Source organism: Pseudomonas sp. CMR5c (assembly GCF_003850545.1).
Taxonomy (GTDB): domain Bacteria; phylum Pseudomonadota; class Gammaproteobacteria; order Pseudomonadales; family Pseudomonadaceae; genus Aquipseudomonas; species Aquipseudomonas piscis.
Map to the genome: position 1 here is coordinate 5,516,299 of NZ_CP027705.1, position 26,950 is coordinate 5,543,248.

Consider the following 26,950-nt stretch of genomic DNA (forward strand, 5'->3'; position numbering starts at 1 on the left):
CTCCGATAGTTGCAAAATTAGTATCTGACGCTTCTGGAAATCAATCCAAAGGCGGCACGGGCAATCCGCGCTTGGCATAGAAGGAATCGACAAAGGCGGCCAATGTACCTTGTTGAATAGCCTCGCGCAAACCAGCCATAAGGCGCTGGTAATGGCGCAAATTATGGATGGTATTGAGCATACTTCCGAGCATTTCCCCGCACTTGTCCAAGTGGTGCAGATAGGCACGGGAGAAGTTCTGGCAGGTATAGCAATCACAGGTTGGATCCAGGGGCGAATCATCATGGCGATGGAACGCGTTACGGATCTTCAGCACGCCGGTGTCGATGAACAGATGCCCATTGCGGGCATTGCGGGTTGGCATCACGCAATCGAACATGTCCACACCGCGGCGCACACCCTCAACCAGATCTTCCGGCTTGCCAACTCCCATAAGGTAACGAGGTTTGTCGGCTGGCATCTGGCCTGGCAGGTAGTCCAGAACCTTGATCATTTCATGCTTGGGCTCGCCCACCGACAGGCCGCCGATGGCCAGGCCGTCGAAGCCGATCTTGTCCAGGCCTTCCAGGGAGCGCATGCGCAGGTCCTGGTGCATGCCGCCCTGGACGATGCCGAACAGCGCCGCAGTGTTGTCGCCGTGGGCGTTCTTCGAGCGCTGCGCCCAACGCAGGGACAGCTCCATGGAGATCCGCGCCACGTCCTCGTCAGCCGGGTACGGCGTGCATTCGTCGAAGATCATCACGATGTCCGAACCCAGGTCACGCTGCACCTGCATCGACTCTTCCGGCCCCATGAACACCTTGGCGCCGTCCACCGGCGAGGCGAAGGTCACGCCCTCTTCCTTGATCTTGCGCATGGCGCCCAGGCTGAACACCTGGAAGCCACCGGAGTCGGTAAGGATCGGCCCTTTCCACTGCATGAAGTCATGCAGGTCGCCGTGGGCCTTGATCACTTCGGTGCCCGGACGCAGCCACAGGTGGAAGGTATTGCCCAGGATGATCTCGGCGCCGATGGCCTCGATATCCCGCGGCAGCATGCCCTTGACCGTGCCATAGGTACCCACCGGCATGAAGGCCGGGGTTTCCACCGTACCGCGGGGGAAGGTCAGGCGACCGCGACGCGCCTTGCCATCAGTGGCCAGGAGCTCGAAGGACATACGACAGGTGCGACTCATACAGTTTCCTCGGGGGCCAGGTCCTTGGGAGCGGTTGGCGCAGGATTACGGGTGATGAACATCGCATCACCGTAGCTGAAGAAGCGGTATCCATGCTCGACCGCCGCACGATAGGCAGCCATCGTCTCGGGATAACCGGCGAAGGCCGAAACCAGCATCAACAGCGTGGATTCCGGCAGGTGGAAATTGGTCACCAGGGCATCGACCACATGGAACGGCCGGCCCGGGTAGATGAAGATATCGGTGTCGCCGCTAAACGGCTTGAGCACGCCATCACGGGCAGCGCTTTCCAGGGAACGCACGCTGGTGGTGCCTACCGCGACCACCCGACCGCCACGGGCCCGGCATGCGGCCACGGCATCCACCACGTCCTGGCCGACTTCCAGCCATTCGTGATGCATATGGTGATCTTCGATGCGCTCCACCCGCACCGGCTGGAAGGTCCCAGCCCCCACATGCAGGGTCACGAAGGCGGTCTCCACGCCCTTGGCGGCGATGGCTTGCAGCAGCGGCTGGTCGAAGTGCAGCCCTGCGGTCGGCGCCGCCACCGCACCCAGGCGCTGGGCATAGACCGTCTGATAACGCTCGCGGTCTGCGCCTTCATCCGGACGGTCTATATAAGGAGGCAGCGGCATATGTCCGACCCGGTCCAGCAGCGGCAACACCTCCTCGGTGAATTCCAGCTCGAACAAGGTGTCGTGGCGAGCCAACATACGCGCCTCGCCACCACCGTCGACCAGGATCGTCGAACCCGGCTTGGGCGACTTGCTGGAGCGCACGTGGGCCAGCACACGGTGGCTGTCCAGCACCCGCTCGACGAGGATCTCCAGCTTGCCGCCGGAAGCCTTCTGGCCAAACAGGCGTGCCGGGATCACCCGGGTATTGTTGAACACCATCAGATCGCCCGGGCGCAGATGCTCGAGCAAATCGGTGAATTGACGGTGGGCCAGGGCGCCGCTTGGCCCATCCAGGGTCAGCAGGCGACTACCGCGACGCTCGGCCAACGGGTGGCGGGCGATCAGCGAATCGGGAAGCTCGAAAGTAAAGTCAGCAACGCGCATGATGGGGTTCGTCTAGCAGGGCCGGAAAGTTTAGCGGAATCAGCAAAAATTGACCATGAAAGCCGATTGACCAACGGTATCCGCCTCTCTATACTTCGCCGCCATTGAGCCCTGATGGCGGAATTGGTAGACGCGGCGGATTCAAAATCCGTTTTCGAAAGGAGTGGGAGTTCGAGTCTCCCTCGGGGCACCACATAGCAGTATCTGAGAGTCTCTACCAGCCTCTCAGACCCAGAGAAACCGGCCACTTGGCCGGTTTTTTTGTGCCTGCTCTCCTCCCTCTGTCTACATCTCAAGTAATGCTCCGAACATTTCGGTCAAACACGCCCATCATCAGGATCAGGGTAGTGGCGCGATGAGAGGCGCCATGAACATCTTCGGACCAGGTGCACTTGGCACGTCATCCGAACGCGCCCAGATAGAACCTGACATTGACCGACTATTTCAAATTTGACCTGTCGATACCGCTGCAGCACTATCCGCTTGCCAAAAAACCACGCATTTTCGCGAGTGACGATAGAGCGACAAGCAACGGCCGCCACAGGTTGTGCGCTCAGGCTCAATCGAGCAGTCCTCACGCAAAACGCTGGGTACGAGACGGTGGCTCAACGGTCAAGACGACGGTAGATCGAAGCTTGTACAAGCAGTGACCTGTTACCAGTTTTGATGAAGCACTGAAGCCCCGCAGCCAACTGGGTGTTCAAGTAGGAATCATTTATCCAAGGTGCCTGGAGTCCGGGCACTTAGTGTCGAGGTGTTTATGGGGTTGCTTGATAGAGATTTTGGCTTGGACAGCGGTGAACGACTCACCGCCCTGCACGTAGATGCCCTTCCACCCGATGCCATCGCCCGTTATGCATTCGCATGCGAGGCCCTCGCCGATTTACCAGGGCCGCTAGTTGGTGCCGATATTTTTTGCGGTAATGGCTACGGCACTCATCTGCTAGCGCAATCTTTGCCGTGCTTCATACACGGTATCGATGGATCGGCAGAATCAATTAATCTGGCCAACCGCAGTTATGTGGATATGAATGTACTGTTCAGCCAGAAATTTTTTCCGTTCTCATTGCCGGCCAATCATTTCGATTTCATTGTGTCGATAGAGTCCATTGAACACGTCGAGCAAGGTGAAGCGTTTTTTGGATTGTTGGTCCATGCATTGAAGCCTGGTGGTCGATTGATTATCTCTGCGCCCAACTCACAGGTCATAGATCTGCTCAAGAATCCCTACGCGTGGCACTACAAGCATTACACCGTTGAGGAGCTCATGAGCTTGGGAGAACGCCATGGACTGAACTTGATCACGTGGCTGGGAGCCGACTGCACGCTGGTCAACCCTGCTGGGAAGGTTGTCTCGGGCAATTACTTCAGTCCACATAGCGGAGCTTTGGAAACAGGCCGTATCGGCGATACACAAACCTTTTATTTTCAAAAACCACAGTGAGCCCGGCATGACTGTTCGTAAAAAGCTCTACTTTATCGGCTGGGACTACAGTTCGCCGCGCTCAGTCCCCTTCAAGCGCGCCTTGCAAGATCGGAGTTTTCCCTGGGAGCCGGTGGCACTGGTGCATGACAAGGTACTCATTGATGCCGTTGATGGCATCAAGTTGATGACCACGGAGGATTTTCTGGCCCAATGTGTCCCGGGACAGACGACAGCCATGTTGTTCTCTCATGATGAACAGCAACGCAATCTTTGGCAGCGCCGTGGGCGTGAGCATGGCATTCAGTGGGTCGACCAAGGTGAGTTGCTGACGGACTATGCCGCTATGTTGAGCCATACCGGACAGTCCCGTGACCTTGGACCAATGATCCTACCGCAAGCGTTCGATCCAATAGCCAGCGATGCGCTCAAGGCTTATCGCGGACGTTGGCCTGACGCGAAGTCCAACCAAACGTTTGAAGCCTATTTGAGCTTTCTTGATACCGGATTAGCCACGCGACTATCCGAGATCATGCAGCCACTGTGCGAGCACCCTTTTTATCAGACAATCGCTCAAAGGCAGTCCTTGCAGCCCACCGATGCGACAGACACCCTGGTCTGGGAAATTGCGCCAAAACGCACTGCCTTCCTTGAGCAAGTGATACTGCAGTCCCCGAGCAATCGTATCAACTACGCGTTCTCAGCCATGACTACCGTTAGTGCTAGCAGTGAAGCTACCAAGCTTAAGTTCCTGCTACAGGGACTGGGGATTTCGCCTGCTGCTTCCTCCATCCAAACCAAGGATGGGGAGTTGCTCCAAACAAGCCTCGATGGATTCGATTTGCCAGATACCGCGGCCCCACGTAAATGGCTGAACCTGCAGGTCGATGCCCCTGCGGCCATACTGCAAGCCCTGTCTCGCCATACTCGTGAATTGTTAGCGCATGTGCGAGTGGGTCTACGCCCGACACAATTGCTTCAATTGCTGGAGACTCATTCCATCGATGGCATGACATTGATCTGCGACAGGCCCGGCCCACTGGGGTTACAAGTGACGATCAAGATAAAGCAGGGGTAAGTGATCTTGCTTTCCAGAAGCGTCATTGCGACTTGTGCGTACTTGAGGATCATCCGTCGGGACTGAGCAACTGGCCAGCCAAGCTTTCTGGCCTGATGCTTGGAACAACGGTGTCCGTCAACTTGAGTGGACACCGTTTGAGCTTTGCCCAAGGTATCGCCATACAGCAGTCCTGAAAGCCTCTCAAAGTCGTTTTACCGCCAGAAAATTCCTGGTCCTTTCCGACTCTACAAACGCGACTGCCGCACGACCCGAAAGTCGTGCGGCAAGATGAGCGGATGCGAAACGGCCTTCCGTCAGGAAGTCACGCGCTTGACCTCCAGGCGTCCGCAGGGTGGACCGCTGAGCTGCTCACCGGTTTCCAGGCTGAACACCGAGAAGTGCAAGGGGCAGGTAATGCTCTTGCGCTGCTCATTGATGTTGCCGTGGACCAGCCAGCCCTCGCGGTGTGGACAGGTATGGGGCACCTCGTACCGCTGGTTGTCGATCTCAACGGTGAAGGTGCCGGGGCGATGGAACTCAGATAGCTCGCTCAACGGCCTTCTCCCGATTGAAATGCTTGAGACGCTGGGCCTTTTCCACGGCGGCGTCGAACGCCGCGTTGGTGATGTCGCGGCCCATGCAGATGCCCTGCCAGGCCTTGACCGGATCCAGGTCCCCCGCCACGTCCATGGCCTTGAGCAGGCGCTGGCCTTCGATGGCGTGGTACACGTCGATGTGCACATGCTCCGAGTAATAGGTGTGGGCCTTGATCTTCAGGCGATCGCAGATCGCGGTGTAGCACTCGAAGAAAAACGGCACCACGGTCTCGAAGTAGGTGATCACCCCGGCGAAATACGAAGGATCGTCGGCGCGCATGGTCAGCCAGCAGAACATGTTGGGGAATGAGTAACCTGCCGAGGAGTTGGCCTCGATGTAGAACGGCAGGTCGGTGGGCATCTCCAGTTCCTTGAGCAAATCCATGTACAAGGTGGTATGGGAGCGCTTGATATTCCCGGAGCCGAACTCGTCGATCATCATCCGCAGCATCGGCATCTGCGCCTCCAGGCTCAACCGCGGCATCAGGTGGTAGAACACCTGGGCCTCGGTCAGGCCATCGAGGGCGAACTCCTGGACCAGGATCCGGAACTCATCGAGGGTCATCTGTTCGGCAACATATACCGCGCTGGGTGGTACTTCGCTGCGATCCTGCTCCACCAGGTCGGCCAGCTTCTGGCGCAGGGTGGCCAGGTCGCGCGGCACCTCGGCGGTGAGGGTCTTGTCGATGGTGGAGAAAATCCAATCGTGCTCGAATTCGGCGATCCGGCGGTCAAGCGGCTTGAGATGCTTGATGCAGGAACGATTGGCCAGAAACAGTTCCTTCTGAAGATCGTTCATCACGCTGCTCCCTCTTCTGCCAGCACCCGGTCAGTGGTGATGACACCCCGGGCCTTGAGTTCCTTTTTCACCTGGGCGTACCAATCGTCGGCCCCCAGATCGAAGTAGCCATTGAGTGTCTCCACCCACTGCGCCACCACTTGCTGGCGCGCGCCTATGGCCAGGCGGCACAACGCCGGTTCCAGGTTGGCCAGGGACACCACGTTGCCATCGGACTCCAGGTCGCGCGCCAGGGACATCTCCCAGCCGATGAAGTAGTCCAGGCCTTCGGCCCGCAACTGCTGGATCTGCTGCTGGGTTCGCGGCTGCGACGGCGAATCCTTGATGCCGATCACCCGCGGCAGGCGAGCGATGGTCATCAGGGTCTCGAAGCTCTTCTCGTTCCCCGACAGCGCGGACTCGTTGTAGATGAAGATATCCAGCGACGTGGCGTCATGGACGGCACGATAATGCTCGATGATCTCCTCCTGGGTAGTGCCTTTGGCGAACGGCGAGGTGAACATCACCCCGTGTGCCCCCAGTTCCTGGGCCAACCGGGCATATTCCAGGACCTCGGCGGTGGTGCCACGCTCGATGCCGGCGATCACCGTACGGTCCTGGGCGTGGGCCAGGGTCAGTTCCAGCATGCGCTGCCAGTCCCGCCGGCCCAGGCGCCAGCCCTCGCCTGAAGTCAGGCAAGGGATGTAGCCATCGACATAGGGCTGCGAGCCATGCAGCAACTGGCGCACGCTGGTTTCACAGATCTGCGACCGCTCGTCCAGTGGCGAGATCAGGGGCACGAAAATGCTCTTAGCCGACATCATGGAAATCCTCCTGCTCGATCAGCATTTCCTTCGACTGTTCGAACAACCCTTGTAGGAATTCCGGGAAAGCCGGCCCGGAGGCCGGCTGGGGGAATGGCTGCAGATAGGGTTGCAAGGCTGCCAGGTCACGCAGCTCCGGGTCGTGGGTGTACAGCGGCTGGCCGTACTCCACCACCTGGGCGGCGAGCAACTTCTTCTCGACGCTCAGGTGCGACCATGCCGGCTCCCGGGTGGCGCGCTGCAATACAGCGTTGCAGTAGCCCTGGCGCTGGATGTCCATGTCGGTGTGCAGCACGTCCATGAACGGGTAGTAGACATCCTGCAGGTGCCGGCTCTTCTTCCAGATGATGGCATCGCAGATGCCGATCTGGCCGTAGTTCATCTGCACCTGCTGCTGATAGAAGTGGCTGAAGAACCCCAGCGACTTGGCCCGCAACTGCGGATCGGCGTGATGCATGCCCATGAAGACGGTGGCATCGATCACCGGCAAGAGTGCCTCAGCCATTGTACTTCTCCAGTGCCCGGGCGATGGTCTCGACCGCCTGCTGGAACTCTTCCGGCTTGCGCGCCAGAGCCAGGCGGATGTACTTCTGCCCGGCTTCAGGCTGACTCCAGTAGAAGTACTTGCCCGGCAGCACGTAGACGTCGTAGTCCATCAGGTAGGCCTGCAGGTCATCGGCGCTAACCCCCTCACGAGTGATTTCGAACCAGGCCACGCTAGTGTCGACCATCGGCGTCAGGTAGTTGAGGAAGCTTCCGTCCAGACGCTTGCGCGCCACTTGGCGGTTGATGTCCAGCACCGAGCGCACCGACTCGAAACCATCTTCGCTGCTGTCAAGGATGTACTGGGTGACCACGTTGAGGATGAACGGCGAGACGTTCAGCAGCACGCTGGTGACGATGCTGTAGATATCGGCATTGATACCCTTGCTCGACATGATGGTGGCGCACTTGGCGTCCTGCAGCGGCCAGGTTTTGCCGGTGTCTTCCATGATGATGTACTGGGTGCCGATCTCGTCGAGGATCGCGTAGGCGTCATAGCGGCTACCGCCGGAGGCCTTGATGAATGCGGCGAAGCAGAAGTCGAGGATCAGCAGCTTGCCGTGATCCTTGCAGTAGCGCGCGACCTCGATGAAGGTTTCCGGGCCCTCGGCGAACAGGCTCGAACCGGTAGGGTTGTTCGGGTCCACCAGGAAGATCGCGTCGACCTTGGCCGCTGCAGTCTCGAGGTTGGCGTAGACATGCTCCGGGGAATGGAACAGCGACTCGTTGAGCGGCGACAGCGGTACTTCCATGTGCTTGAGCAGGTCATGCAGGTTGTCGAAGCACGGCTCGATCAAACCAACGCTCATGTCGCGCTTGCGCAGGTAGGTCGCGGTGATATGCATGGCAATCGACGCGGCGTAGACCAGGTAGATCTCGTCGTGGCGCTTGAGGGCGTGCTCCTGGCCGTGGAAGGTGAAGAACGCCTTGATGAACTCCTGTTCGCTCTGGTACTGGGTCTGGCCCTGGGCGCGGTACCACAGCTCCGGAAGTCGTTCGACGATCTGGCGCTGGGTTACGCTCTGGTCCTGGTGAGTATGGGCATCTGCAAGATTGAAACGGGTCTTCAGGGCAGAGATTTCATGCTGAGTGATATCCTGCTTAACTTCCTGACGCGTAATTACGACACTCATATTATTATTCCTGTAAGAGCTAAATAATCGCCTGCGGGATAGGTGTAGTTATCAAACCACGGGTAAATCCTCTCCATGTTTATCGCTCCGCGACAGGCCGACAACTGTACCTAAGTGCAGATCGACACTTATAAAAACGAGCGTTTAATTCTTTCCGCGAAGACTGACCTTAGGTACAGTTGCTTTCTCGAAACAGGCAATTCATCCTTTCCGCGCCTCGGCGCGATGGATGAAGGTGGTCTGTCTTTATTCCTCGGACGGAAATAACAATAAGTATGGATAAAGTCAGTTTTTATAATATCGACCACACAAATGCGTCCCAGGACTTGCTGGGAAACTTGTATGGGTTGCGCAAGGAAGTCTTCGCCGACCGGCTCAATTGGAAGGTCAATGTCTGCGGTGACCAGGAAATCGATGAATACGACAATCCCCACGCCACTTACCTGGTTGGAGTCCACACCGGAATCCCCCTGGCCAGCCTGCGCCTGATCAACACGCTGCATCCCTACATGGTGGAAGGGCCATTCCGCAGTTTTTTCAGCCAGCCCGCGCCCAAGCACCGCCTGATCGCCGAGTCCAGTCGCTTCTTCGTCGACAAGACCCGTTCCCGCGCCCTCGGGCTGGAGCGCCTGCCACTGACCGAAATGCTCCTGCTGGCCATGCACAGCCATGGAGCACACACAGGCCTGGAGTCGATCGTCACCGTGGTGAGCCAAGCCATGTCACGCATCGTGCGCCGGGCCGGATGGCACTACGAGATCCTCGACAGCGGGCAGGCCTCACCCGGAGAGCGGGTATTGCTGCTCAAGATGCCGATATCGCCAGACAATGCCGGGCGCCTGCAGGCGATGATCGCCACCAAGGGCGGCAACCACCTGTACGAACTACACACTGCAGGCCCACGCCAACGCTCCGCCAGCGTCAGGCGAGCGCCTCAGACCATGCCCATGCTCACAGCCTTGTAGACCGCCTGCTTGGCATTGCAGACCTGCAACTTGTGCACGATGTTGGACATGTGGAATTTCACCGTGCGTACGGAAATCGCATGGATCGCAGCGATTTCCCCGTAGGTCTTGCCCTTGACCACCCATTGGAGGACTCCCATTTCCCGATTCGACAGGCTGGCATCGTCCTTCTCGGGAAACAGCTCATTGGGGGTGAACCTGTCCATCAGGCTGTTGTGAAACTGGATCAGCGCCATCTGGATCTCAGCGGTATGCCGGGTCATGACCTGATCGAAGTCGGCCCGCAATTCCGTGTTACAAATACTCAGCGCGGCGAACAGACCATTGGAGTCATGGAGATTGAAGGTGAAACCGGTGGATATCCGATATTTCTCGGATAGCGCGAATAATTTATCGCCCTGCCCTGGCTCCGCGGACTCAAGCGCTTCGCGCCAGGAAAAGGGGGCAATGGACTTCAATCCATGATTGATTACCGGATCGATCAAGTGGTAATTGGAAGCCTTGTAGATATCCAGCCAACGCTTTGGATAACTGGAGAAGATCAGCGGCTTTACTTGCCGCCCTTTATGCATGGTGAAATAGGCATATTGACAACCATCGAGGGGCGGCAGACGCTTCTCGAAGGCATTTTTCAGCAGATAATCAAGTTCAGCTTCATCATCGGTTACTTGTCTGCCACTAACTAATTGAGTGCTCATAAGAACTCCATGTTCTTTATAGTGTTCAGTCCGTGAATCTTGTTGTTCTGACTTCGCCACCCCTGCCACTCAACTCAAAAGCTTTTATGTAGTAAAGACAAATAATCACTACACAAATTAACTACAACGTGAGTTCAACAGGAGATATCGACCTTCTCGAAGCCCGTGACTCAATGACCGAACCGGCAGTAAATCCAACCTCGTACCCACTATGAATGCAGAAAACCGCTCTTTCCCGACAGGGCCAGAGCGGTTCATCGAACCAGCTGACATTCCCGGGTTCGCCTAGGCTTCCCGGGAGTCGGCCAAGCCAGCCTTTACCGCCGGCCGCGCTTCGATCGCATCCAGCCAACGGCGAACATGGCGGAACGGAGTGATATCCAGGTTCAGCTCCTCATGGGTGCGCAACCAGGGAAACGCCGCGACGTCGGCGATGGAATAGTTGTTCGAAGCCAGGTAGGCATGCTTGGCCAGCTGGCTGTCGACTACGCCATAGATACGCAGCGACTCCTTGCGGTAGCGCATGATGGCTTCCTGGTTGGCGGTCTTGCTGCCATGGAGGAACCACCAGAGCTGGCCGAGCATCGGACCGATGGCGCCGACCTGGAAGAACAGCCATTGCTGAACCGCCAGTTGTTCGGTCGGCGACTGGGCTCGAAGGCAGTCGTATTTTTCCGACAGATAGCCAAGGATCGCTGCCGACTCGAATACCGAGACTCCAGCCTCATGATCGACGATCGCCGGGATCTTGCCGTTGGGGTTGATCTGCAGGAACTCCGGGGAGTGCTGGCGCCCTTCGGACAGATTGAATTTCACCCGTTCACAATCGATGCCGGCTTCCTTGAGGAAAATGCTGATTTTCTGTCCGTTTGGGGTGTCTGCGGTATAGAAAGTGAGGGATTTTGGCGTGTTCATGAGTCCTCCGTTGACTGCTGCGAATGTCACTGCGTTTGAATCTTATTGCATTTGCAATCATATTGAGGCGTACAGTATGGTGCAAGAATGACGGAACGCACGGAGAGCTTCGAAGTTATGATGGGTTTTTCCAGTTTCAGGACCACGCGCGAGACCGGCGAGGCCGCGCAAGCCTGCATCGACAAGATCCAGACGTTGGCCGTCCAGGCCAGCGAAGGATGCTCTTCACCGCTCTACACCATGATCGACATCGCCAATCGTCTGGAGAGGGATCCGAGAACGGCGAAGAACATCTGGGTGGTGCGTTCCAACACGCGTCCCGGTGCCGCGCCCGAGCACACCCGGATCAGCGCCTGGCCCCTGCACTTCAGTTCCCAGGCCCGCGCCAGCGAAAAACCGCTGCTGTACCTGACCAGTTCCTCCACATCGGCCCAGCTATGCGCCCTGTCGAGCGAGTCCTCCCAGCGCGGGATCCTGTGCAACGATATCGAGACCATTTCCTCGATCTGGCCCAAGGGTGCGCATCCATGGGTACCGTTGTGGCTGGCGGCCAATCCTCGCTGCCTGCCCTTCGACCCGGCCAGCGGTGCCGAGGCCCGGGCCATTGCGCTGGCGGCGCTGAAAAGCCTGTATGTAGATGGAAGCAACGGTTTCTACTACATGGCCCTGCACGACGAGCCCAATGACTTCGTCGGCCCGATGGACAAGCACAGCATCAACCAGGCCCTGCAAGGCATGTACAAGATCGCCGAGCTGGAGGCCGGGCCCGATCGCCCCAAGGTCCGCCTGCTGGGAGCCGGGCTGAGCCTGCGCGCGGTGATCGCTGCGGCGCAGATCCTGCACGAGGACTGGGGCGTGGGTTGCGAACTGTGGAGTTGCCCCAGCTATACCCGCCTGGCCCGTGATGCCGACAGCGCCCTGCGCTGGAACCGCATGCACCCGGACCTGCCGCGGCGCTCATCGCATCTGCGCGACAGCCTGAACGTCGAGGATGCGCCGGTGGTCGCCGTGACCGGGTACGCCCAACATGTGGCCGAGCAGATCGGTGCCCATCTGAATTCGCGTTTCGTCGCCCTGGGTGCCGATTCCATCGGCTCACTGCCGACCCGTCCGATTTCCAGCAAGACCGTGGACAAACGCTGGATCGCCACCCTGGCCCTGCGCGCCCTGGCCCAGGACGGCAAGGTTCCCCAGGAATACGTCAAGCAGGCCATGCGCCGCTACCTGCTGCAATGAAGGCCTAGGCCTCTCGCCCACTCCTGCGCGCGGCGCTGGCCGCGCGCTCCAGGGCATCACTGAAAAAGCGCTGTTGCTGTTCATCGAACTGCGCCAGGAACAACTCGGCGACCGCATCTTCGTAGATTCGCCACATCTTTTTGCGCAACACCTTGCCGGCCTCGGTGATCGAGGCGCAGGCACCACGGCCGTCCTCGCTGGCCCGGCTGCGCTCGACCAGGCCTTCGGCCTCCAGACGGTCGATCAGGCGTGTCAGGTTGTAGCGTTCGATCGCCATGACATCGGCCAGCTCGTTCATTCGCCGGGTACCACCAGGGCCGCTTTCCAGCCCCCACAAGGCGTCGTACCAGGCATAGGCCGGAAGCCCGGCGGCAGCCAGGCGGCGTTCGATTTCGCGAATCAGGCAGCGGTGGGCCCTGACGAATCTGAACCAGGTATCCGGCTCGCTGGAAGACATGCATCACCTTTTTTCAAGAATCGATTTAGTTGCAATTGTAACGCGGTGCACGATAAATTCCCGAGAATAATTGCAATTGCAATCATCTGGATTCTGAACAATATCGGCAACCGCCGATGCCCCTCGCTATGGCACCGAACGACTCGGTGTTCCCCGCTGTACTGCCCAGGAGACGACGATGGCACAACAATCAGTGTTTCTCGACGAGGATCCACAAGAGACTCGTGAATGGCTCGAATCCATTGAATCGGTTCTTAATGTCGAAGGCCGCCCTCGGGCGCATTACCTGATCGACCAACTGCTGGATTTCGACGTCGCCCAACATGGCGACTTCTACGGGCGCGTGACCACGCCCTACGTCAACACCATCCCGGTCAGCCGCCAACAGCCCTACCCAGGCGACCTCGCCGTAGAGAAGCGGATCAACGCCTACATCCGCTGGAACGCCCTGGCCATGGTGCTGCGCGCCGGCAAGCACTCCAACGTCGGCGGGCACATTGCCTCCTATGCCTCGGCGGCAGTGCTCTACGACGTAGGTTTCGACCACTTCTTCCGTGGCCGCACCGAGCAGTTCGCCGGTGACATGGTCTACATCCAGGGCCACTCCTCGCCAGGCATCTACGGCCGCGCCTTCCTCGAGGGCCGCCTGAGCGAAGAGCAACTGGACAACTTCCGCCGCGAAACCGACCGCGATGGCGTGTCCTCCTACCCTCACCCACGGCTGATGCCCGACTTCTGGCAGTTCCCCACCGTTTCCATGGGCCTGGGTCCGATCACCGCCGCCTACCAGGCACGCTTCATGCGTTACCTGGAGAACCGTGGCCTCAAGGAACACCAGGGCCGCAAGGTCTGGGCGTTCCTGGGCGATGGCGAAATGGACCAGCCCGAATCCCTGGCGGCGATCTCCCTGGCCGGTCGGGAAAAACTCGACAACATCATCTTCGTGGTCAACTGCAACCTGCAGCGCCTAGACGGTCCGGTACGCGGCAACAGCAAGGTGGTCCAGGAATTCGAAAGCCTGTATCGCGCCGCTGGCTGGAACGTGATCAAGGTGATCTGGGGCAGCGGCTGGGATGCCCTGCTGGACAAGGACAAGAGCGGCCTGCTGCGCCGGCGCATGATGGAATGCGTGGACGGCGACTACCAGAACTACAAGTCGCAGAACGGCGCCTACGTGCGCGAGCACTTCTTCGGCAAGTATCCCGAACTGCTGGAACTGGTCAGCGACATGACCGACGAGCAGATCTGGAAACTCTCCCGTGGCGGCCACGATCCGGAGAAGGTCTACAACGCCTACGCCGCGGCCATGCGCCACACCGGCGGGCCGACCGTGATCCTGGCCAAGACCGTCAAGGGCTTCGGCATGGGTGAGGCCGGCGAAGGCCAGAACATCAACCACCAGCTCAAGAAGATGGGCGACCAGGCGGTCAAGGCCTTCCGCGACCGTTTCGGCCTGGAGCTCAGCGATGAGCAACTGGGCGACATGCCATACCTCAAGCCGGCACCGGACAGCGTCGAGGCCAACTACCTGAAGGCCGTGCGCGGCAAGCTCGGTGGCCATATCCCGGCGCGCTTCAGCGATGCCCAGTCCCTGCAGATCCCGCCGCTGTCGGCCCTGGAGACCCAGCTCAAGGGCACCGGCGATCGGGCGATCTCCACCACCATGGCCTTCGTGCGCATCCTCGGCACCCTGCTCAAGGATCCGAACATCGGCAAGCTGGTGGTACCGATCGTGCCGGACGAGTCCCGTACCTTCGGCATGGAAAGCCTGTTCCGCCAGATCGGCATCCACTCCCACGTGGGCCAGTTGTATACCCCGCAGGACGCCGGCCAGCTCAGCTACTACAAGGAGAGCAAGGACGGCCAGATCATGCAGGAGGGACTCAACGAGTCCGGGGCCATCTCGTCGTGGATCGCCGCCAGTACCTCCTACAGCAACCACGGGGTGATGACCGTCCCGTTCTACATCTTCTACTCGATGTTCGGCTTCCAGCGGGTCGGCGACCTGGCCTGGGCCGCCGGCGATGCCCGGGCCCGTGGCTTCCTGCTCGGCGCCACCTCCGGGCGCACCACGCTGATGGGCGAAGGCCTGCAGCACGATGACGGCCACAGCCACGTGATGTCGTCCACCATCCCGTGCTGCGTCTCCTATGATCCGACCTATGCCTACGAGCTGGCGGTGATCATCCAGGACGGCATGCGCCGCATGTATGTCGAGAACGAGGACATCTACTACTACATCACCCTGCTCAACGAGAACTACGCCCACCCGGACATGCCCGAAGGCGTCGAGCAAGGCATCCTCAAGGGCATGTACCGCTTCTCGGCCCCGGCCAAGCAGAACAAGGGCAAGCACGTGCAGCTGATGGGTTGCGGCTCGATCCTGCAGGAAGTCAACGCCGCCGCGAAGCTGCTGGAAGCCGACTTCGGCGTCAGCAGCGAGGTCTGGAGCGTCACCAGCCTGACCGAGCTGCGTCGCGACGGCCAGGAAGCCGAGCGCTGGAACCTGCTGCATCCCGAGCAGGAGCCTCGCGTGAGCTATGTGGAAAGCTGCCTGCAAGACAAGGAAGGCCCGGTGGTGGTCGCTACCGACTACATGAAGATCTTCGCCGACCAGATCCGTCCCTTCGTACCCAAGCGTCGTTTCGTCGCCCTGGGCACCGACGGCTTCGGCCAGTCGGACACCCGTGAGTCCCTGCGTCGGTTCTTCGAGGTCGACCGTCACTTCATCGCCGTGGCCGCCCTCAAGGCCCTGGCCGACGAAGGCAGCCTGCCACGGGAAAAGGTCGCCGAGGCCATCGCCCTGTACGGCATCGATCCGGAGAAGAAGAACCCAGCCAAGGTCTGACGCTGCAAACTGCCTTGCCCACCCGGGCAAGGCACACCCTCGCTGTACCCCCTTCCAATGCCAAACGCCCCGGGGCTTGCCCCGAGGCGTGGACGCGTTCCCCGACCAGCCCTGGTCAGTCGTACATCTGTTCCTCGTAATATTCGTAGTTATCGGCGTTCTCCACTGCCTGTTCCGGGTGATCGGTCGCCAGATCACGCGCGCCCACCGGTCCATAGCCACCCGGGATATCGGCGGTGTGGCCGATCGAGTGGGTCAGCTCATGCACCACGCTACCGGCCTGGGTATCGAAGCCCACCCGTGGCGGCAAGGCGAAGAACGCCGTGCAGAACCAGGCTTCGATGTCCCCGCGGGCATTGACGTAGGTCGCCGCGATAACATCTACGCTGTCGCAGGGATCGACGGGGTTGGTCCGGCAACGGGCCGTCAGGGTATTGCCGCTGTTGAGCTTGAAGCGCACCCCGTCGAGTACCGCACGCACTCGCTGATAACGATCCTGGCTGAAGACGCCGAACCATGTCTGATAGACCGGGTCGCCGTTACGACGAAAGACCGCTTCGTTGTTGTTGACCCGGTTGTAGGCATCATTGGACCAGGTAGTGGCCACCGCCACCGCGTTGCTCACCGCGGTGCGATCGGCCTGGGTCGAACACGAGGCATCGAAGGCCACGTTGATCGCCAGCGCCGATTGCGCCGCCGCACTCAGCCCCAACAACAGCAACAGCCTCCACAGCCGATACGCCAGCCGGGGGCAGGATGAATAGACAAGGGATCGGATATCCATGATTCAGCATCCTTTGCAAGTTCCAGAGACCACCCCGAACGGGGCGGCACTTGCATTGGATTCCCCACCCGAACGCTGTATCAGCAGGAACTGCTTCCACATTTGCCCCAGCGCCTAGCGCCATCTCCCGAGCACAACCTTGATGGAAGTCAACGAGCGGTGCTTTGCGCTCCCTACACTGGTCGCTACCCCTTTGAACAAGATCCGCAGGCCCCCGCCATGAGTGAAGATTCCCGCGCACTTCCCCTCCCTGAAGTGCTGCCCAAGACCAGCGCAACCAGCCCCGCCAAGCCTCCGGCACGCAAGCCCGCCACACCCCGCACCCGCCGCCCGCGCAGCACACCCACCAAGGCTGCGGCAGTGAAGGCCATCGAGGTCGATCTCGAACAGACCCCCATGGCCCTGCAGATCGCCAGCGCGCCTCGTGGCTCCAACGAAGACAGCGTCTCGGCCAAGCTGCCGGGCAATTATCCCTACCGCAACCGCATGCGCCGCGCCGAGTACGAGAAGGCCAAGCACGAGTTGCAGATCGAATTGCTCAAGGTGCAAAACTGGGTCAAGGAAACCGGGCAACGCATCGTGGTGCTGTTCGAAGGCCGTGACGCCGCGGGCAAGGGTGGCACCATCAAGCGCTTCATGGAGCACCTGAACCCCCGCGGCGCGCGGATCGTCGCCCTGGAAAAACCCTCCGAGCAGGAAAAGGGCCAGTGGTACTTCCAGCGCTACATCCAGCACCTGCCGACGGCGGGGGAAATGGTCTTCTTCGACCGCTCCTGGTACAACCGCGCCGGTGTCGAGCGGGTCATGGAATTCTGCTCGCCCCTGCAATACCTGGAGTTCATGCGCCAGACTCCGGAACTGGAACGCATGCTGTGCAACAGCGGCATCCTGCTGTTCAAGTTCTGGTTCTCGGTCAATCGCGAAGAGCAACTGCGACGCTTCATCTCGCGCCGCGACGACCCGCTCAAGCACTGGAAACTCTCGCCCATCGATATCAAGTCCCTGGACAAATGGGACGAATACACCGGCGCCAAGCAGGCGATGTTCTTCCACACCGACACCGCCGACGCACCGTGGACGGTGATCAAGTCCGACGACAAGAAACGCGCCCGGATCAACTGCATCCGCCACTTCCTGCACGAGCTGGACTACCCGGGCAAGGATCCCAAGGTCGCCCACGCTCCCGATCCGCTGCTGGTGGGTCGCGCCTCGCGGGGGCTGGAAGAAGATGAGCGCCCCGGCCAGCTGGCGGCGGACATCGACACCACAGGCCCCGCACTGTCGTTCTAAGGTCATCCTCGCGCGCTGCACACGGGCCTCAGGACCCGTGTCGCGGTGCGCCTGGCCCGGGCCCTCGCCAGGTGTTAAATTGCCGGCCCCGGCAATGACCGCGTATTGCACAGACCGGACTTGGACATGGATGCCCAGCAACACCCTCCGATACCCGCGCCCCCTGGCGCTCGCTGTTTCGCCCGCCCCGCAAGCCTTGCGCGCGGCAGGCCATTCGCTACCACCCGACTGCTCCCGGCCACCAGCGCCCGGGCACTGCGTCGCACCCGATCATCCGGCAACCATCGACCCTGCTCGACCGCTTGCCTCTTGTTCTTCCTGAATCGCGCAGTGACTTGCGCACGTTAATCGCTCGATACCAAGGATGCTCCATGCCCACTATCCCGACCCCGGAATTCAACCAGCTGCCGGCTGGCGCCGTGGCCTACCCAGACGCCCGCGACCTGTTCGTCGCCGACCAGCAAGAGCTGGCCGAACACCTGCTGCCGCTGCTGTCCTTCGACGCCAGCCTGATCAACCCCGAGTGGTCCGCTCGCCTGCACCTGCTCAACCCCATCGAACCCAGCGGCGGCCTGGTCGGCATGTTCACCGAGGGCCAGGGCTTTGGCAGCGACTTGCTGAAGACCAACTGGATCGGTTTCAAGATCGAGGACGGGCGCTATCGCCTGTGCGGTGATCCACGCTACTTCTTCCTGCACCCGGACAACGCCCACCTGGCCGATCCCGAGCGCAACGCCCGTGTGGACCTGGAACAGCACTACAGCGAACAACGCGCCGCCTACCAGGCCGCCCGTCTGCGCTACCAGGAGCTCGGGCACCTGACCTGGCCCCGGGACAACGGGCAGAAGCTCAACTTCATCGAGGAAGTCGGTGGCGTGGCCGAAGGTTATGGCAACTGGGTGGAAACCGTGGAGTTCCCCATGGACGTGGTCGAAGCCGAGGATGACAGCGGCGACATCGACGTCTGGCCCCTGAGCCCCGCGGGCCGCCGCTTCCAGCACGTCCTGGGGGTACCGGCCTACAACTACGGCATCCGCGGCGCCGACCTGATCGTGATGTTCTACGAACCGGTTGAAGGCCTGGTGCTGTTCTGCTTCGACTGGTCCTGACCCACGACACCTGTCGCTGCTGTCGAGCGACGCGAGACTGCGACAAGGCCCGCAGGGCCTTCAACCACAACGGCCGCTACGCGCCCGTACGCAGGTTCGGCAGCGGCTACAAGAACCGCCCAGGTACAAGGGTTACAGCGGCAGTTCCACCCGAGCCTCGAGCCCGCCGCCCTCGCGGTTGAACAGGCGCAAGCTGCCGCCATGCTCACGCACGATGGCCCGGGCCGCCGACAGGCCCAGGCCAACGCCGCCGGTGCTCTTGTTGCGTGACGTCTCCAGGCGGAAGAACGGCTCGAACACCTGCTCCAACGCCTCGTGCGCAATGCCCGGGCCACGATCCAAAACTCGCACCCGCACCTGCTCAGCCCCCTGCTCCAGCTCGATGGCCGGCTCGACGCCGTACTTGAGGGCGTTGTCCAGCAGGTTGGTCATCACCCGCTTGAGCCCCAGGGGCCTGCCGCCATACACCAGGCGCGATGGGCCGCTGAAGGTGATTTCCAGACCCTGGTCGCGATAATCGTCCACCAGGGTCTGCAGCAGTTCGGCCAGGTCGAACTGGGTCGCCTGCTCCAGGCGTGCATCGTCGCGAAAGAACTCCAGGGCCGAGTTGATCATGGCCTGCATCTCGTCCACATCGCGGAACAGCCGTTGCTGCTGGTCTGCATCCTCGATGAACTCACCGCGCAGGCGCATGCGGGTCAAGGGCGTGCGCAGGTCATGGGAAATGGCTGCGAGCATCTGCGTACGGTCCTTGATGAAATGCTGCAACTGCGCCTGCATGGCGTTGAACGCCAGGATCGCCTGGCGGATCTCGTGGGGGCCCACCGGCTCGATGGGTGGCGCGTGAAAATCCAGGGCAAAGCGTCGTGCGCCCTGGGCGAATTGCTGCAACGGCCTGGCCAGGCGGCGGGTGGCGATCCATGCCACCAGGCCCGTGGACACCAGCACCAGGGCGATGACGATCAAGTTGCGGGTGCTCTCATCCAGCCCCCAACTGCGGGATGTCGAGGAGAACATCAGCCAGGATTGGTCGGTCAGTTGCACCAGTAGAGCGTAGCGGCCATTGGGCCCCGGCCAGTCGCTGGGCATGTAGGCCTCCATGCGCCGCGTAGGCGGTTCCAGCGCCTGGCGGATGCCCTCTCCCACGTACTCAGAGTCCTCGACGACCGGCAGATTGAAAGCCTCGCGAGTCGGCTGCCAGACCACGCTGGAATACTCATGGCTGACCGCTGCCGCCAGCCGTGCACGCTGGCCCGGCTCCGAGGCCTCGATCATCAGCACGATCGACGCCGAGTTCTCCAGGATTCCCGACTCTTCCAGGGACGGATAGGCCCAGACCCCGGCCAACTGCACGAACAACGCATTGAAGGCCAGGGCCGTGAGCATCGCCATGATGATGGTCAGGGCGATCCAGCGCGCCACCGTATCGCGCAACCGATAGCGCCATAGCGGCTTGAGCGCCTTCACTGGCGGGTCACGCTGGGGGTGAACAGGTAACCGCCGTTGCGCACCGTGCGGATCATCGCCGGGCGCTTGGTATCGAACTCCAGCTTGCGCCGCAGGCGGCTGACCTGGACATCGATGCTGCGGTCGAAGGCGTCATGGGCGTGGCCCCGGGCCAGGTCGAGCAACTGCTCGCGGGTGAGGATGCGCTGCGGATGCTCGACGAACACCAGCAGCAAGTCGAACTCCCCCGCCGACAGCGGGATCATCACCTGGTCCGGCGAACGCAATTCGCGCCGGGTCAGGTCCAGTTGCCAGTCGGCGAAGCGGATCAACGGCCGTGGTACCTCACCGGCCAGCGGCCGGCTCTCGCCGGAGCGGCGCAACACCGCACGCACCCGTGCCAGCAGCTCACGGGCATCGAAGGGTTTGCCCAGGTAATCGTCGGCGCCCATCTCCAGGCCCACCACCCGGTCGCTCAGCTCGCCCATGGCCGTGAGCATGATCACCGGCGTGGCATGTTGCAGCCGCAGGCGCTGGCACAGGGTCAGGCCGTTGTCGCCGGGGAGCATCAGGTCGAGGATGATCAAATCCGGCACGTCCCGCTCCAAGGCCGCCCACAACCCGGCGCCATCGGTGGCCACGCCGACCTCGTAGCCCTGTTGGACAAAGAATTTCTTCAGCAGGGCGAGGACTTCGACGTCGTCGTCCACGATCAAGAGACGGCTCACCGGCGGGGATCACTTCAAGTGGAAAGGAGCGTTATCTAAAACCATTCGCCGCGTCGCGTCATATATTTCAACCCGGTAACAAACCTGCAACGCTGCAATAAAGCAGACATCTTTGCGCAAGGTTCGGCTGCCAGCATCGGCCTCCCCCCACTGGAGAACAGCCGACCATGCACCTGATCAAGAACACCTCGGCGCCCGCCCCAGCCATCCGCGAAGAACTGCCCGAACCCTGCCTCACTCAACCGGCCCTGACGCTGCTGCAGCGGGTGACCAAGCTCGACGACGCCAGCCTGCATTGCCGCGAGGTCAGCCTGCGCCTGTCCGAGGACCAGAACCACCTGGTGCTGACCCGCTACAGCGAACACTACAGCCCCCAAGGCATGGAATGGGTGGAGCGCAAGCATCGGGTTTCGGTCACCGACCTGCTGCGCTGGGTCATCGAACAGGGCCAGCCCCAGAGCATCGAACGCGGCGACGACAAACAGGCGTAAAGACAGCTGCAAGCGACAAGCTTCAAGATTAAAGCTTGTCGCTTGCCGCTTAGACTCCGCTGCTTGCATCGGACCTCCGGCACGCCAACGCACTCAGCGCCAGGCACACTGCCGCCAGCGAATACACCCACACCGTGGAGGCCACCGGCAGCAGCATGCCGGCGATCAGTGGGCCGAGCCCGGCGCCGATATCCCGCCATACCGCATTGGCCGCCAGGGCTCGCACTCGTCCCGCGCCCGGGTGTCGCTGGGCCACCACCGTTACTACCAGCGGCAGTTGCAGGGCCCGCAGTATCAATACCAGGGCGCCGCCGACAATCAGCCAGTGGCAACCAAACCCCACCAGGGCCGCGCAGGTCAGCAACGAGAAGACGATCAGCATCCGCGTCGCGCCAAAGCGTTGCGCGGCGATGCCGCCCAACGGGCTGAGGAGCATTTCCGAGACATAGCGCAGGGCCAACAGCGCACCTGCCACCAGCAGCGCGTTGCCGGCCATTAGTTGTTCGGCCTGCAACGACAAGCCAATGATGAACAGCCCGTCCAGCACCAGGCCTTCGATGAAGGACCACAGTGCCACGCTGTCGGGACGTTGCAAGCGCCGGCCGGAATTCGCCAGTGGGTGAGGCCTGCCAGGCAGGCCGAAGGCCAGCAGCATGGCGAGCAGCGAGGTCAGGGCCATGAGCTCGAAGATCACCCGCGGGCCGTATTCGACGCTGACCAGTGCACCGATGGGCAAGGCCAGCATCGGCCCGGTGGCGATCAGCGCGCGGGAGCGGCCGGTGCGGCGGGCGGCGCCCGTGGGCTCGGCGGTGGCCATGACCTGGGTCGAGAGGTTGAGGGCGGCGTAACTCAGGCCCCAGCCCAGGCGCAGCAGTAACAACCACCAGAAGCCCGACAGCGTGGCGTAGCCCAGGGCGCACAACGCGGCGGTCGCAGCGGCCAGCACGCACACCGGGCGGTCGCCGTGCCGAGCATAGAAACGCATCACCTGGCCGTAGCCGAAGATCCGCACCAGGCGGTTGGCAGCCAGCAGCAAGCCGGCCTCGGCCAGGGTCACGCCGAAAGCTTCGTGCTGCATGGGCAGCAACAGGTACAGCAAGACATCACCAGGCAGGCACAGGCCTAGGATGCTGGCGCAACGGGCAGAGTCTTGATCGGTACGGCGAAGCGAAGTATCGGGCATGTCAGACAAACCGGCAGATCGTGAATCCGACGCAGCGTGCCGCCCGTGACCTGCGCTGACAAACGCTTTATTTGCGCCGTATAGGTAACTAAATTAGACGCATGATCAGCGACCTGCCCCCCCTGAACGCGGTCCGCGCCTTTGCCGCGGCCGCCCGCCACGAAAGCTTCAGCCGCGCGGCGGATGAGTTGCACGTGAGCCACAGCGCCATCAGCAGACATATCAAGTTGCTGGAAGAACACCTGGGCGTGCAGCTGTTCGAGCGCCGCATCCGCCAGTCGGTCCTCACCCCGGCCGGACAGGCCTTCTACGAACAGGTCAGCGTGGCCCTGACCCAGATCGCCCAGGCCGCCACCGCCCTGCGCCAGGGCGCGGCGCTGCGCAAGGTGACCATCAACGTGCGACCGTCCTTCGCCGTGCGTTGGCTGATTCCGCGCCTGCCGCAGTTCATGGCGCAGTACCCGCAGATCCATCCGGAAGTGGTGACCAGCACCCTGCCCCCCGACCCGGCCCGGGAAACCTTCGACCTGGTGATTCGCCGTGGGCGCTCGGGCTGGGCGGCAGCGCTGCAACCGCAACGCCTGCTGGACGACGAAATCCTGGTGGTGGCCGCCCCCGCGCTCTTGCAGGACACCCCCTTGCACAGCCCCAAGGACCTGGTACGCCATACCCTGCTGGTCAGCCGCACCCGACTCGGCGATTGGTCGAAATGGCTCGAGCACTGCCGGCTCAAGCCGCTGCGCAACCCGCCGACCCTGCATTTTGACCATATGCACTTCGTGCTCCAGGCCTGCGTCGACGGCCTCGGCTTGAGCCTGTGCCCCGCCTCGCTACTGGCCAAGGACCTGGCCAGCGGCCGGCTGGTCTGCCCGTTGCCAGAGTTGCGCCAGCCCCTGACCCACTATTACTACGCCTTGGCCCGCGACTCCGCGCCCGAGGCCCAGGTGTTCATCGACTGGATGCAGGCCCAGATCCAGCAGGACGCTGCGCTCAACCTGCCGCAGCTGCCGGTGCGCCAGAACGACCGCTGAAGCGGCCGGGCCAATCACCCTTGTGCCTGATTCCGGCGCGGCGGCGCTCTTTCATCGTCCAAGCCCGGAGTGCTCTTGGTGAGTTACGGAATGTTCCTGCTGCTGGCGACCCTGACCATCCTCAGCCCCGGTCCCGGGGTGGTGCTGATCCTGTCCAACGCCCTGGGCCATGGCAGGGCCGGCGCGGGGCACGGATCGCCGGCAGGCTGTCGGGGATCACCTTCTTGGGCTTCGGGGTGATGATGACCACGGCCAGTAAATAACTGGATACAAATGCCTGGGGACGGCGCCGCCAGGCAACGTTTCTGTGACATTGGCTACGCTACCATGGCGTCCCTTTTCTGGCCCCGAGCACCCGCGCGCATGCCCTTGTCCCACGCCCTCGACACCCTGCCTCCCGTACTCGCCGGCCCGCTGTTGCGCCGCCTGGAACCGAGCCGGCTGGTGTTGTGGCTGGTGGGCTCGCAGCCTTTGTCCCTGACCCTGCAACTGCAGGCCGAAGGCGCTGCCATACAGGAATTGACCCTGGATGAACACCAGTGCCAGGTCGTCGCCGTGGGCCGCGATGCCTACATCCACCTGATCGACGTGAGCCTGGACGCCGCCCTGCCCGAGGACGTGCCGGTCGCCTATGACCTGCTGCTCAGCGATGCGCAGCACGGCCTCCAGGGCATGGCCGCTTGGGCGCCCCACTTGCTTTATGGCAATGCCCGACGGGCCGAATTCGTACTGCATAGCCGCATCGACAACCTGCTCCACGGTTCCTGCCGCAAACCCCATCACCCGGCCCCCGACGGCTTGCTATGCGCCGACCGCCTGCTGGCGCAAAAACCGGCTACCAAGGACCGACCCGCGCTGCTGCTGATGAGCGGCGACCAGATCTACGCCGACGATGTGGCCGGCCCCATGTTGCGGGCCATCCATGCCCTGATCGAGCGCCTGGGCCTGTTCGACGAACAACTCGAAGGCGCCGTGGTGGACGACAGCCAAGCGCTCTACTGCCACCACGCCAGCTACTACCAGCGAGCCGAACTGCTCCCCGCGCTCAAGAGCAACGAGACCCTGCGCGAGCGGTTCTTCGGCGGGGTGAAGAAGCCGATCTTCACCAGCAGCAGCGCCGACAATCACCTGGTGACCTTCGCCGAAGTGCTGGCCATGTACCTGCTGGCCTGGTCGCCGGTGCCCTGGAGCCTGATCGCGCCCCAGATGCCGCAACTGAGCCCGCAACACCAGGCGCGCTATGCCAGGGAGCAGCGGCATATCGAGGCCTTCGTCGCCGGCCTGGACGGCGCGGCGCGGGTCTTCGCCCACCTGTCGTGCCTGATGATCTTCGACGACCACGACATCACCGACGACTGGAACCTCAGCGCCCAATGGGAAGAAACCGCCTACGGCCATCCCTTCTCCAAGCGCATCATCGGCAATGCCCTGCTGGCCTACATGCTGTGCCAGGGCTGGGGCAACAACCCTGACGCCTTCCCGGCATTGCTGGAGCAGACCCAGGCCCTGAGCGCCAGCGCGCGAGGCAACCGGCGACTGGACCGACGACTGCACGACCCGTTGCTCGAGCAACTGCTGCGCTTTGCCCAGTGGCAATACGTACTGCCCAGTACCCCGGCCCTGGTGGTGCTGGACACGCGCACCCGGCGCTGGCGCAGCGAGTTCAGCCTGGGCCAGCCTTCGGGCCTGCTGGACTGGGAAGCCTTGAGCGAACTGCAGCACGAACTGCTGGACCACCCTTCGGCGATCATCGTCTCGCCGGCGCCGATCTTCGGCGTCAAGCTGATCGAAACCGTGCAGAAGGTCTTCAGCTGGTGTGGCTACCCGCTGCTGGTGGACGCGGAAAACTGGATGGCCCATCGCGGTTCGGCCCAGGTGATCCTCAATATCTTCCGCCACTCACGCACCCCGGGCAGCTACGTGATCCTCTCCGGCGACGTGCACTACTCCTTCGTCTACGAAGTGCTGATCCGCCACCGCCAGGGCGGCCCGCGGATCTGGCAGGTCACCAGCAGCGGCATCAAGAATGAATTTCCCGCAACCCTGCTGGACTGGTTCGACCGCCTCAACCGCTGGCTCTACTCGCCACGCTCGCCGTTGAACTGGTTCACCAGGCGCCGGCGCATGAAGGTCATCCCCCATGTGCCCGAGCATGCCAAGGCCGGTGAACGTTTGTGGAACTCTTCCGGGCTGGGCCAGGTGTTCTTCGACGACCAGGGCCAGCCAGCGGCCATCTACCAGCACAATGCCAACGGCCGCGAGCCGACGCGGATGATCGCACCAAGATAGAATCGCCATTCGCCGGCAACCAGGGAGGCCCCGCCCGATGGAAAAACAACCGCTGTATCGCAAGTTCAACACGCGGACCCACGGCGTACACCACAAGATCCATCCGTCCTATGCCCGGCAGCGCCACAGCAAGGCCCTGGCCGCCAAGGAAGAGCAGCAGCGCGGCAGCATGCATTCCGGGCTGCGCCTGGGGCTGGACTACACGCCGCTGTTTCGCTTCCTGCTCAGCCGGGTGGGCGAACCCTGGGATGCGGTGTTCAGTGAGGCCAAGAGCCGCCTGGACCGTGAGGAGCCGGTGTTCTGGCTGGTAGCCCGGCATGAGCATGAACGCGAGGATTACGTGCGCATCGGCCACTTCAGTTTCTTCAGCGGCTTGTACGTCGACGCCCAGGGGTTGCTGCAAATGGTCGATCCGCAACTGCGCGCAGCGCACATGAGCCCCGACTGCCCCTGCTGTACCCACACCCTGAACGGGGTGCCCTTCGGCTTGCCCTACCAGCGCTCCTGAGCCCACTCGACCATGCCTAGCAACCCCATTACCCAGGAACAGTTGGACGAGATCCGCTATGTGCTGTCGGATGCCTTCGTCGACAACCAGGTGGACTATGCCTACATCGCCCGGCAGACCCAGGCCTACGAGCGGGCCGAGATCGAGCGCATCCTCTACTGCGAGGTGGCGCCGGTGTGCTACGTCAACCTGATGGCGGTGATCCCGGAAATCTGGATGGGTTTCGAGCGTACCTCGCTCCTGGCGGATATCGAAGAAAGCCTGCAGCGACGCCGCAACAGCCGCTGGCAAGCCTTTGTCGACCATCTGTATATCCGCTGGATCCGCTACAGCGGTGGCTATATCTGGAAGGAAATCTGCCAGCACTACCCAGGCTGAAA

The 26,950-nt window shown here is 61.7% G+C and carries 26 protein-coding genes, 1 tRNA gene and 1 pseudogene; 14 read left to right on the plus strand and 14 right to left on the minus strand.

Annotated elements, in window-relative coordinates; genetic code table 11:
- Positions 1-40 precede the first annotated feature (40 nt).
- A complete protein-coding gene (gene tgt / locus C4K40_RS25350; RefSeq protein WP_022640715.1) occupies positions 41-1,156 on the minus strand; it encodes a tRNA guanosine(34) transglycosylase Tgt in 1,116 nt (371 codons plus the stop codon).
- Between the two features lie 14 nt (positions 1,157-1,170).
- The gene (queA, locus tag C4K40_RS25355; protein ID WP_022640716.1) at positions 1,171-2,235 is read right to left on the minus strand and encodes a tRNA preQ1(34) S-adenosylmethionine ribosyltransferase-isomerase QueA; all 1,065 of its coding nucleotides are present in this window, start codon (positions 2,233-2,235) and stop codon (positions 1,171-1,173) included.
- A 108-nt stretch (positions 2,236-2,343) separates the two neighbouring features.
- Between queA and C4K40_RS25360 the strand changes: the two genes are divergently transcribed.
- The 3 genes from C4K40_RS25360 (at position 2,344) to C4K40_RS25370 (ending at position 4,736) form a co-directional block, all read left to right on the plus strand.
- Positions 2,344-2,428, plus strand: a tRNA-Leu gene (locus tag C4K40_RS25360).
- 567 nt (positions 2,429-2,995) lie between these two features.
- Entirely contained in the window at positions 2,996-3,679 is a 684-nt protein-coding gene (locus C4K40_RS25365) for a bifunctional 2-polyprenyl-6-hydroxyphenol methylase/3-demethylubiquinol 3-O-methyltransferase UbiG (protein ID WP_022640717.1), read from the plus strand.
- A gap of 7 nt (positions 3,680-3,686) precedes the next feature.
- A complete protein-coding gene (locus C4K40_RS25370) occupies positions 3,687-4,736 on the plus strand; it encodes a hypothetical protein (protein WP_053131799.1) in 1,050 nt (349 codons plus the stop codon).
- 296 nt (positions 4,737-5,032) lie between these two features.
- Here C4K40_RS25370 and C4K40_RS25375 read toward each other — a convergent pair whose 3' ends face one another.
- From C4K40_RS25375 to C4K40_RS25395, 5 genes are read right to left on the minus strand one after another with little or no spacing between them, the layout of a single operon-like run.
- Positions 5,033-5,272, minus strand: a complete 240-nt coding sequence (locus C4K40_RS25375; RefSeq protein ID WP_053131800.1) for a Rieske 2Fe-2S domain-containing protein — start codon at positions 5,270-5,272, stop codon at positions 5,033-5,035.
- Positions 5,256-6,113, minus strand: a complete 858-nt coding sequence (locus tag C4K40_RS25380) for an iron-containing redox enzyme family protein (protein WP_053131802.1) — start codon at positions 6,111-6,113, stop codon at positions 5,256-5,258. The genes C4K40_RS25375 and C4K40_RS25380 overlap by 17 nt, the downstream gene beginning before the upstream one ends.
- Positions 6,113-6,913, minus strand: coding sequence for a dihydrodipicolinate synthase family protein (locus C4K40_RS25385; protein ID WP_053132165.1), 801 nt, complete (start codon positions 6,911-6,913; stop codon positions 6,113-6,115). The genes C4K40_RS25380 and C4K40_RS25385 overlap by 1 nt, the downstream gene beginning before the upstream one ends.
- Positions 6,903-7,421, minus strand: a complete 519-nt coding sequence (locus tag C4K40_RS25390) for a DUF6190 family protein (protein ID WP_053131805.1) — start codon at positions 7,419-7,421, stop codon at positions 6,903-6,905. Before C4K40_RS25390 ends, C4K40_RS25385 begins: the two co-directional genes overlap by 11 nt.
- Entirely contained in the window at positions 7,414-8,592 is a 1,179-nt protein-coding gene (locus C4K40_RS25395) for a pyridoxal phosphate-dependent aminotransferase (protein ID WP_053131807.1), read from the minus strand. The genes C4K40_RS25390 and C4K40_RS25395 overlap by 8 nt, the downstream gene beginning before the upstream one ends.
- A gap of 326 nt (positions 8,593-8,918) precedes the next feature.
- Between C4K40_RS25395 and C4K40_RS25400 the strand changes: the two genes are divergently transcribed.
- Positions 8,919-9,557, plus strand: coding sequence for an acyl-homoserine-lactone synthase (locus C4K40_RS25400; RefSeq protein ID WP_371263432.1), 639 nt, complete (start codon positions 8,919-8,921; stop codon positions 9,555-9,557).
- Here the strand turns inward: C4K40_RS25400 and C4K40_RS25405 are convergent.
- Positions 9,527-10,255, minus strand: coding sequence for a LuxR family transcriptional regulator (locus C4K40_RS25405; protein WP_083456904.1), 729 nt, complete (start codon positions 10,253-10,255; stop codon positions 9,527-9,529). The genes C4K40_RS25400 and C4K40_RS25405 overlap by 31 nt on opposite strands.
- A 285-nt stretch (positions 10,256-10,540) precedes the next feature.
- The gene (locus C4K40_RS25410; RefSeq protein ID WP_022639706.1) at positions 10,541-11,170 is read right to left on the minus strand and encodes a glutathione S-transferase family protein; all 630 of its coding nucleotides are present in this window, start codon (positions 11,168-11,170) and stop codon (positions 10,541-10,543) included.
- A gap of 117 nt (positions 11,171-11,287) precedes the next feature.
- Between C4K40_RS25410 and C4K40_RS25415 the strand changes: the two genes are divergently transcribed.
- The gene (locus tag C4K40_RS25415) at positions 11,288-12,406 is read left to right on the plus strand and encodes a hypothetical protein (protein WP_022639707.1); all 1,119 of its coding nucleotides are present in this window, start codon (positions 11,288-11,290) and stop codon (positions 12,404-12,406) included.
- Between the two features lie 4 nt (positions 12,407-12,410).
- On the opposite strand, the gene C4K40_RS25420 is transcribed toward C4K40_RS25415, so the two are convergent.
- Positions 12,411-12,863 carry a MarR family winged helix-turn-helix transcriptional regulator gene (locus C4K40_RS25420; RefSeq protein WP_022639708.1) on the minus strand — a complete coding sequence of 151 codons (453 nt, stop codon included), beginning with the start codon at positions 12,861-12,863 and terminating at the stop codon, positions 12,411-12,413.
- 178 nt (positions 12,864-13,041) lie between these two features.
- On the opposite strand from C4K40_RS25420, the gene aceE reads away from it, so the two are divergent.
- Complete coding sequence (aceE, locus tag C4K40_RS25425) at positions 13,042-15,711, plus strand: pyruvate dehydrogenase (acetyl-transferring), homodimeric type (protein WP_022639709.1); 2,670 nt, start codon at positions 13,042-13,044, stop codon at positions 15,709-15,711.
- Between the two features lie 115 nt (positions 15,712-15,826).
- On the opposite strand, the gene C4K40_RS25430 is transcribed toward aceE, so the two are convergent.
- Positions 15,827-16,495, minus strand: a complete 669-nt coding sequence (locus C4K40_RS25430) for a M35 family metallo-endopeptidase (RefSeq protein ID WP_053131810.1) — start codon at positions 16,493-16,495, stop codon at positions 15,827-15,829.
- A gap of 396 nt (positions 16,496-16,891) precedes the next feature.
- Between C4K40_RS25430 and ppk2 the strand changes: the two genes are divergently transcribed.
- Together ppk2 and C4K40_RS25440 are read left to right on the plus strand one after the other, a co-directional pair.
- Complete coding sequence (gene ppk2 / locus C4K40_RS25435; RefSeq protein ID WP_164485063.1) at positions 16,892-17,785, plus strand: polyphosphate kinase 2; 894 nt, start codon at positions 16,892-16,894, stop codon at positions 17,783-17,785.
- A gap of 371 nt (positions 17,786-18,156) precedes the next feature.
- Entirely contained in the window at positions 18,157-18,894 is a 738-nt protein-coding gene (locus C4K40_RS25440; protein ID WP_022640719.1) for a hypothetical protein, read from the plus strand.
- Positions 18,895-19,026: 132 nt separating this feature from the next.
- Here C4K40_RS25440 and C4K40_RS25445 read toward each other — a convergent pair whose 3' ends face one another.
- A complete protein-coding gene (locus tag C4K40_RS25445; protein ID WP_053131814.1) occupies positions 19,027-20,361 on the minus strand; it encodes an ATP-binding protein in 1,335 nt (444 codons plus the stop codon).
- Positions 20,358-21,068, minus strand: a complete 711-nt coding sequence (locus C4K40_RS25450; protein ID WP_053131817.1) for a response regulator — start codon at positions 21,066-21,068, stop codon at positions 20,358-20,360. The genes C4K40_RS25445 and C4K40_RS25450 overlap by 4 nt, the downstream gene beginning before the upstream one ends.
- 167 nt (positions 21,069-21,235) lie before the next feature.
- Here C4K40_RS25450 and C4K40_RS25455 point away from each other — a divergent pair, with 167 nt between their 5' ends.
- On the plus strand, positions 21,236-21,559 hold the full coding sequence (locus C4K40_RS25455) for a hypothetical protein (protein ID WP_053131820.1): 324 nt from the start codon (positions 21,236-21,238) through the stop codon (positions 21,557-21,559).
- Positions 21,560-21,608: 49 nt separating this feature from the next.
- Here C4K40_RS25455 and C4K40_RS25460 read toward each other — a convergent pair whose 3' ends face one another.
- The gene (locus tag C4K40_RS25460; protein ID WP_053131823.1) at positions 21,609-22,742 is read right to left on the minus strand and encodes an MFS transporter; all 1,134 of its coding nucleotides are present in this window, start codon (positions 22,740-22,742) and stop codon (positions 21,609-21,611) included.
- Between the two features lie 101 nt (positions 22,743-22,843).
- Between C4K40_RS25460 and gcvA the strand changes: the two genes are divergently transcribed.
- From gcvA to C4K40_RS25485, 5 genes and pseudogenes are all read left to right on the plus strand, one after another.
- Positions 22,844-23,773 carry a transcriptional regulator GcvA gene (gene gcvA / locus C4K40_RS25465; protein ID WP_053131826.1) on the plus strand — a complete coding sequence of 310 codons (930 nt, stop codon included), beginning with the start codon at positions 22,844-22,846 and terminating at the stop codon, positions 23,771-23,773.
- Positions 23,774-23,848: 75 nt separating this feature from the next.
- Positions 23,849-23,959: pseudogene (locus C4K40_RS25470) on the plus strand (LysE family translocator); the annotation flags it as partial.
- A gap of 177 nt (positions 23,960-24,136) precedes the next feature.
- On the plus strand, positions 24,137-26,062 hold the full coding sequence (locus tag C4K40_RS25475) for an alkaline phosphatase D family protein (RefSeq protein WP_053131828.1): 1,926 nt from the start codon (positions 24,137-24,139) through the stop codon (positions 26,060-26,062).
- Between the two features lie 37 nt (positions 26,063-26,099).
- Entirely contained in the window at positions 26,100-26,570 is a 471-nt protein-coding gene (locus C4K40_RS25480) for a hypothetical protein (protein ID WP_053131831.1), read from the plus strand.
- Between the two features lie 12 nt (positions 26,571-26,582).
- On the plus strand, positions 26,583-26,948 hold the full coding sequence (locus C4K40_RS25485; protein WP_031320450.1) for a hypothetical protein: 366 nt from the start codon (positions 26,583-26,585) through the stop codon (positions 26,946-26,948).
- Positions 26,949-26,950: the final 2 nt, after the last annotated feature.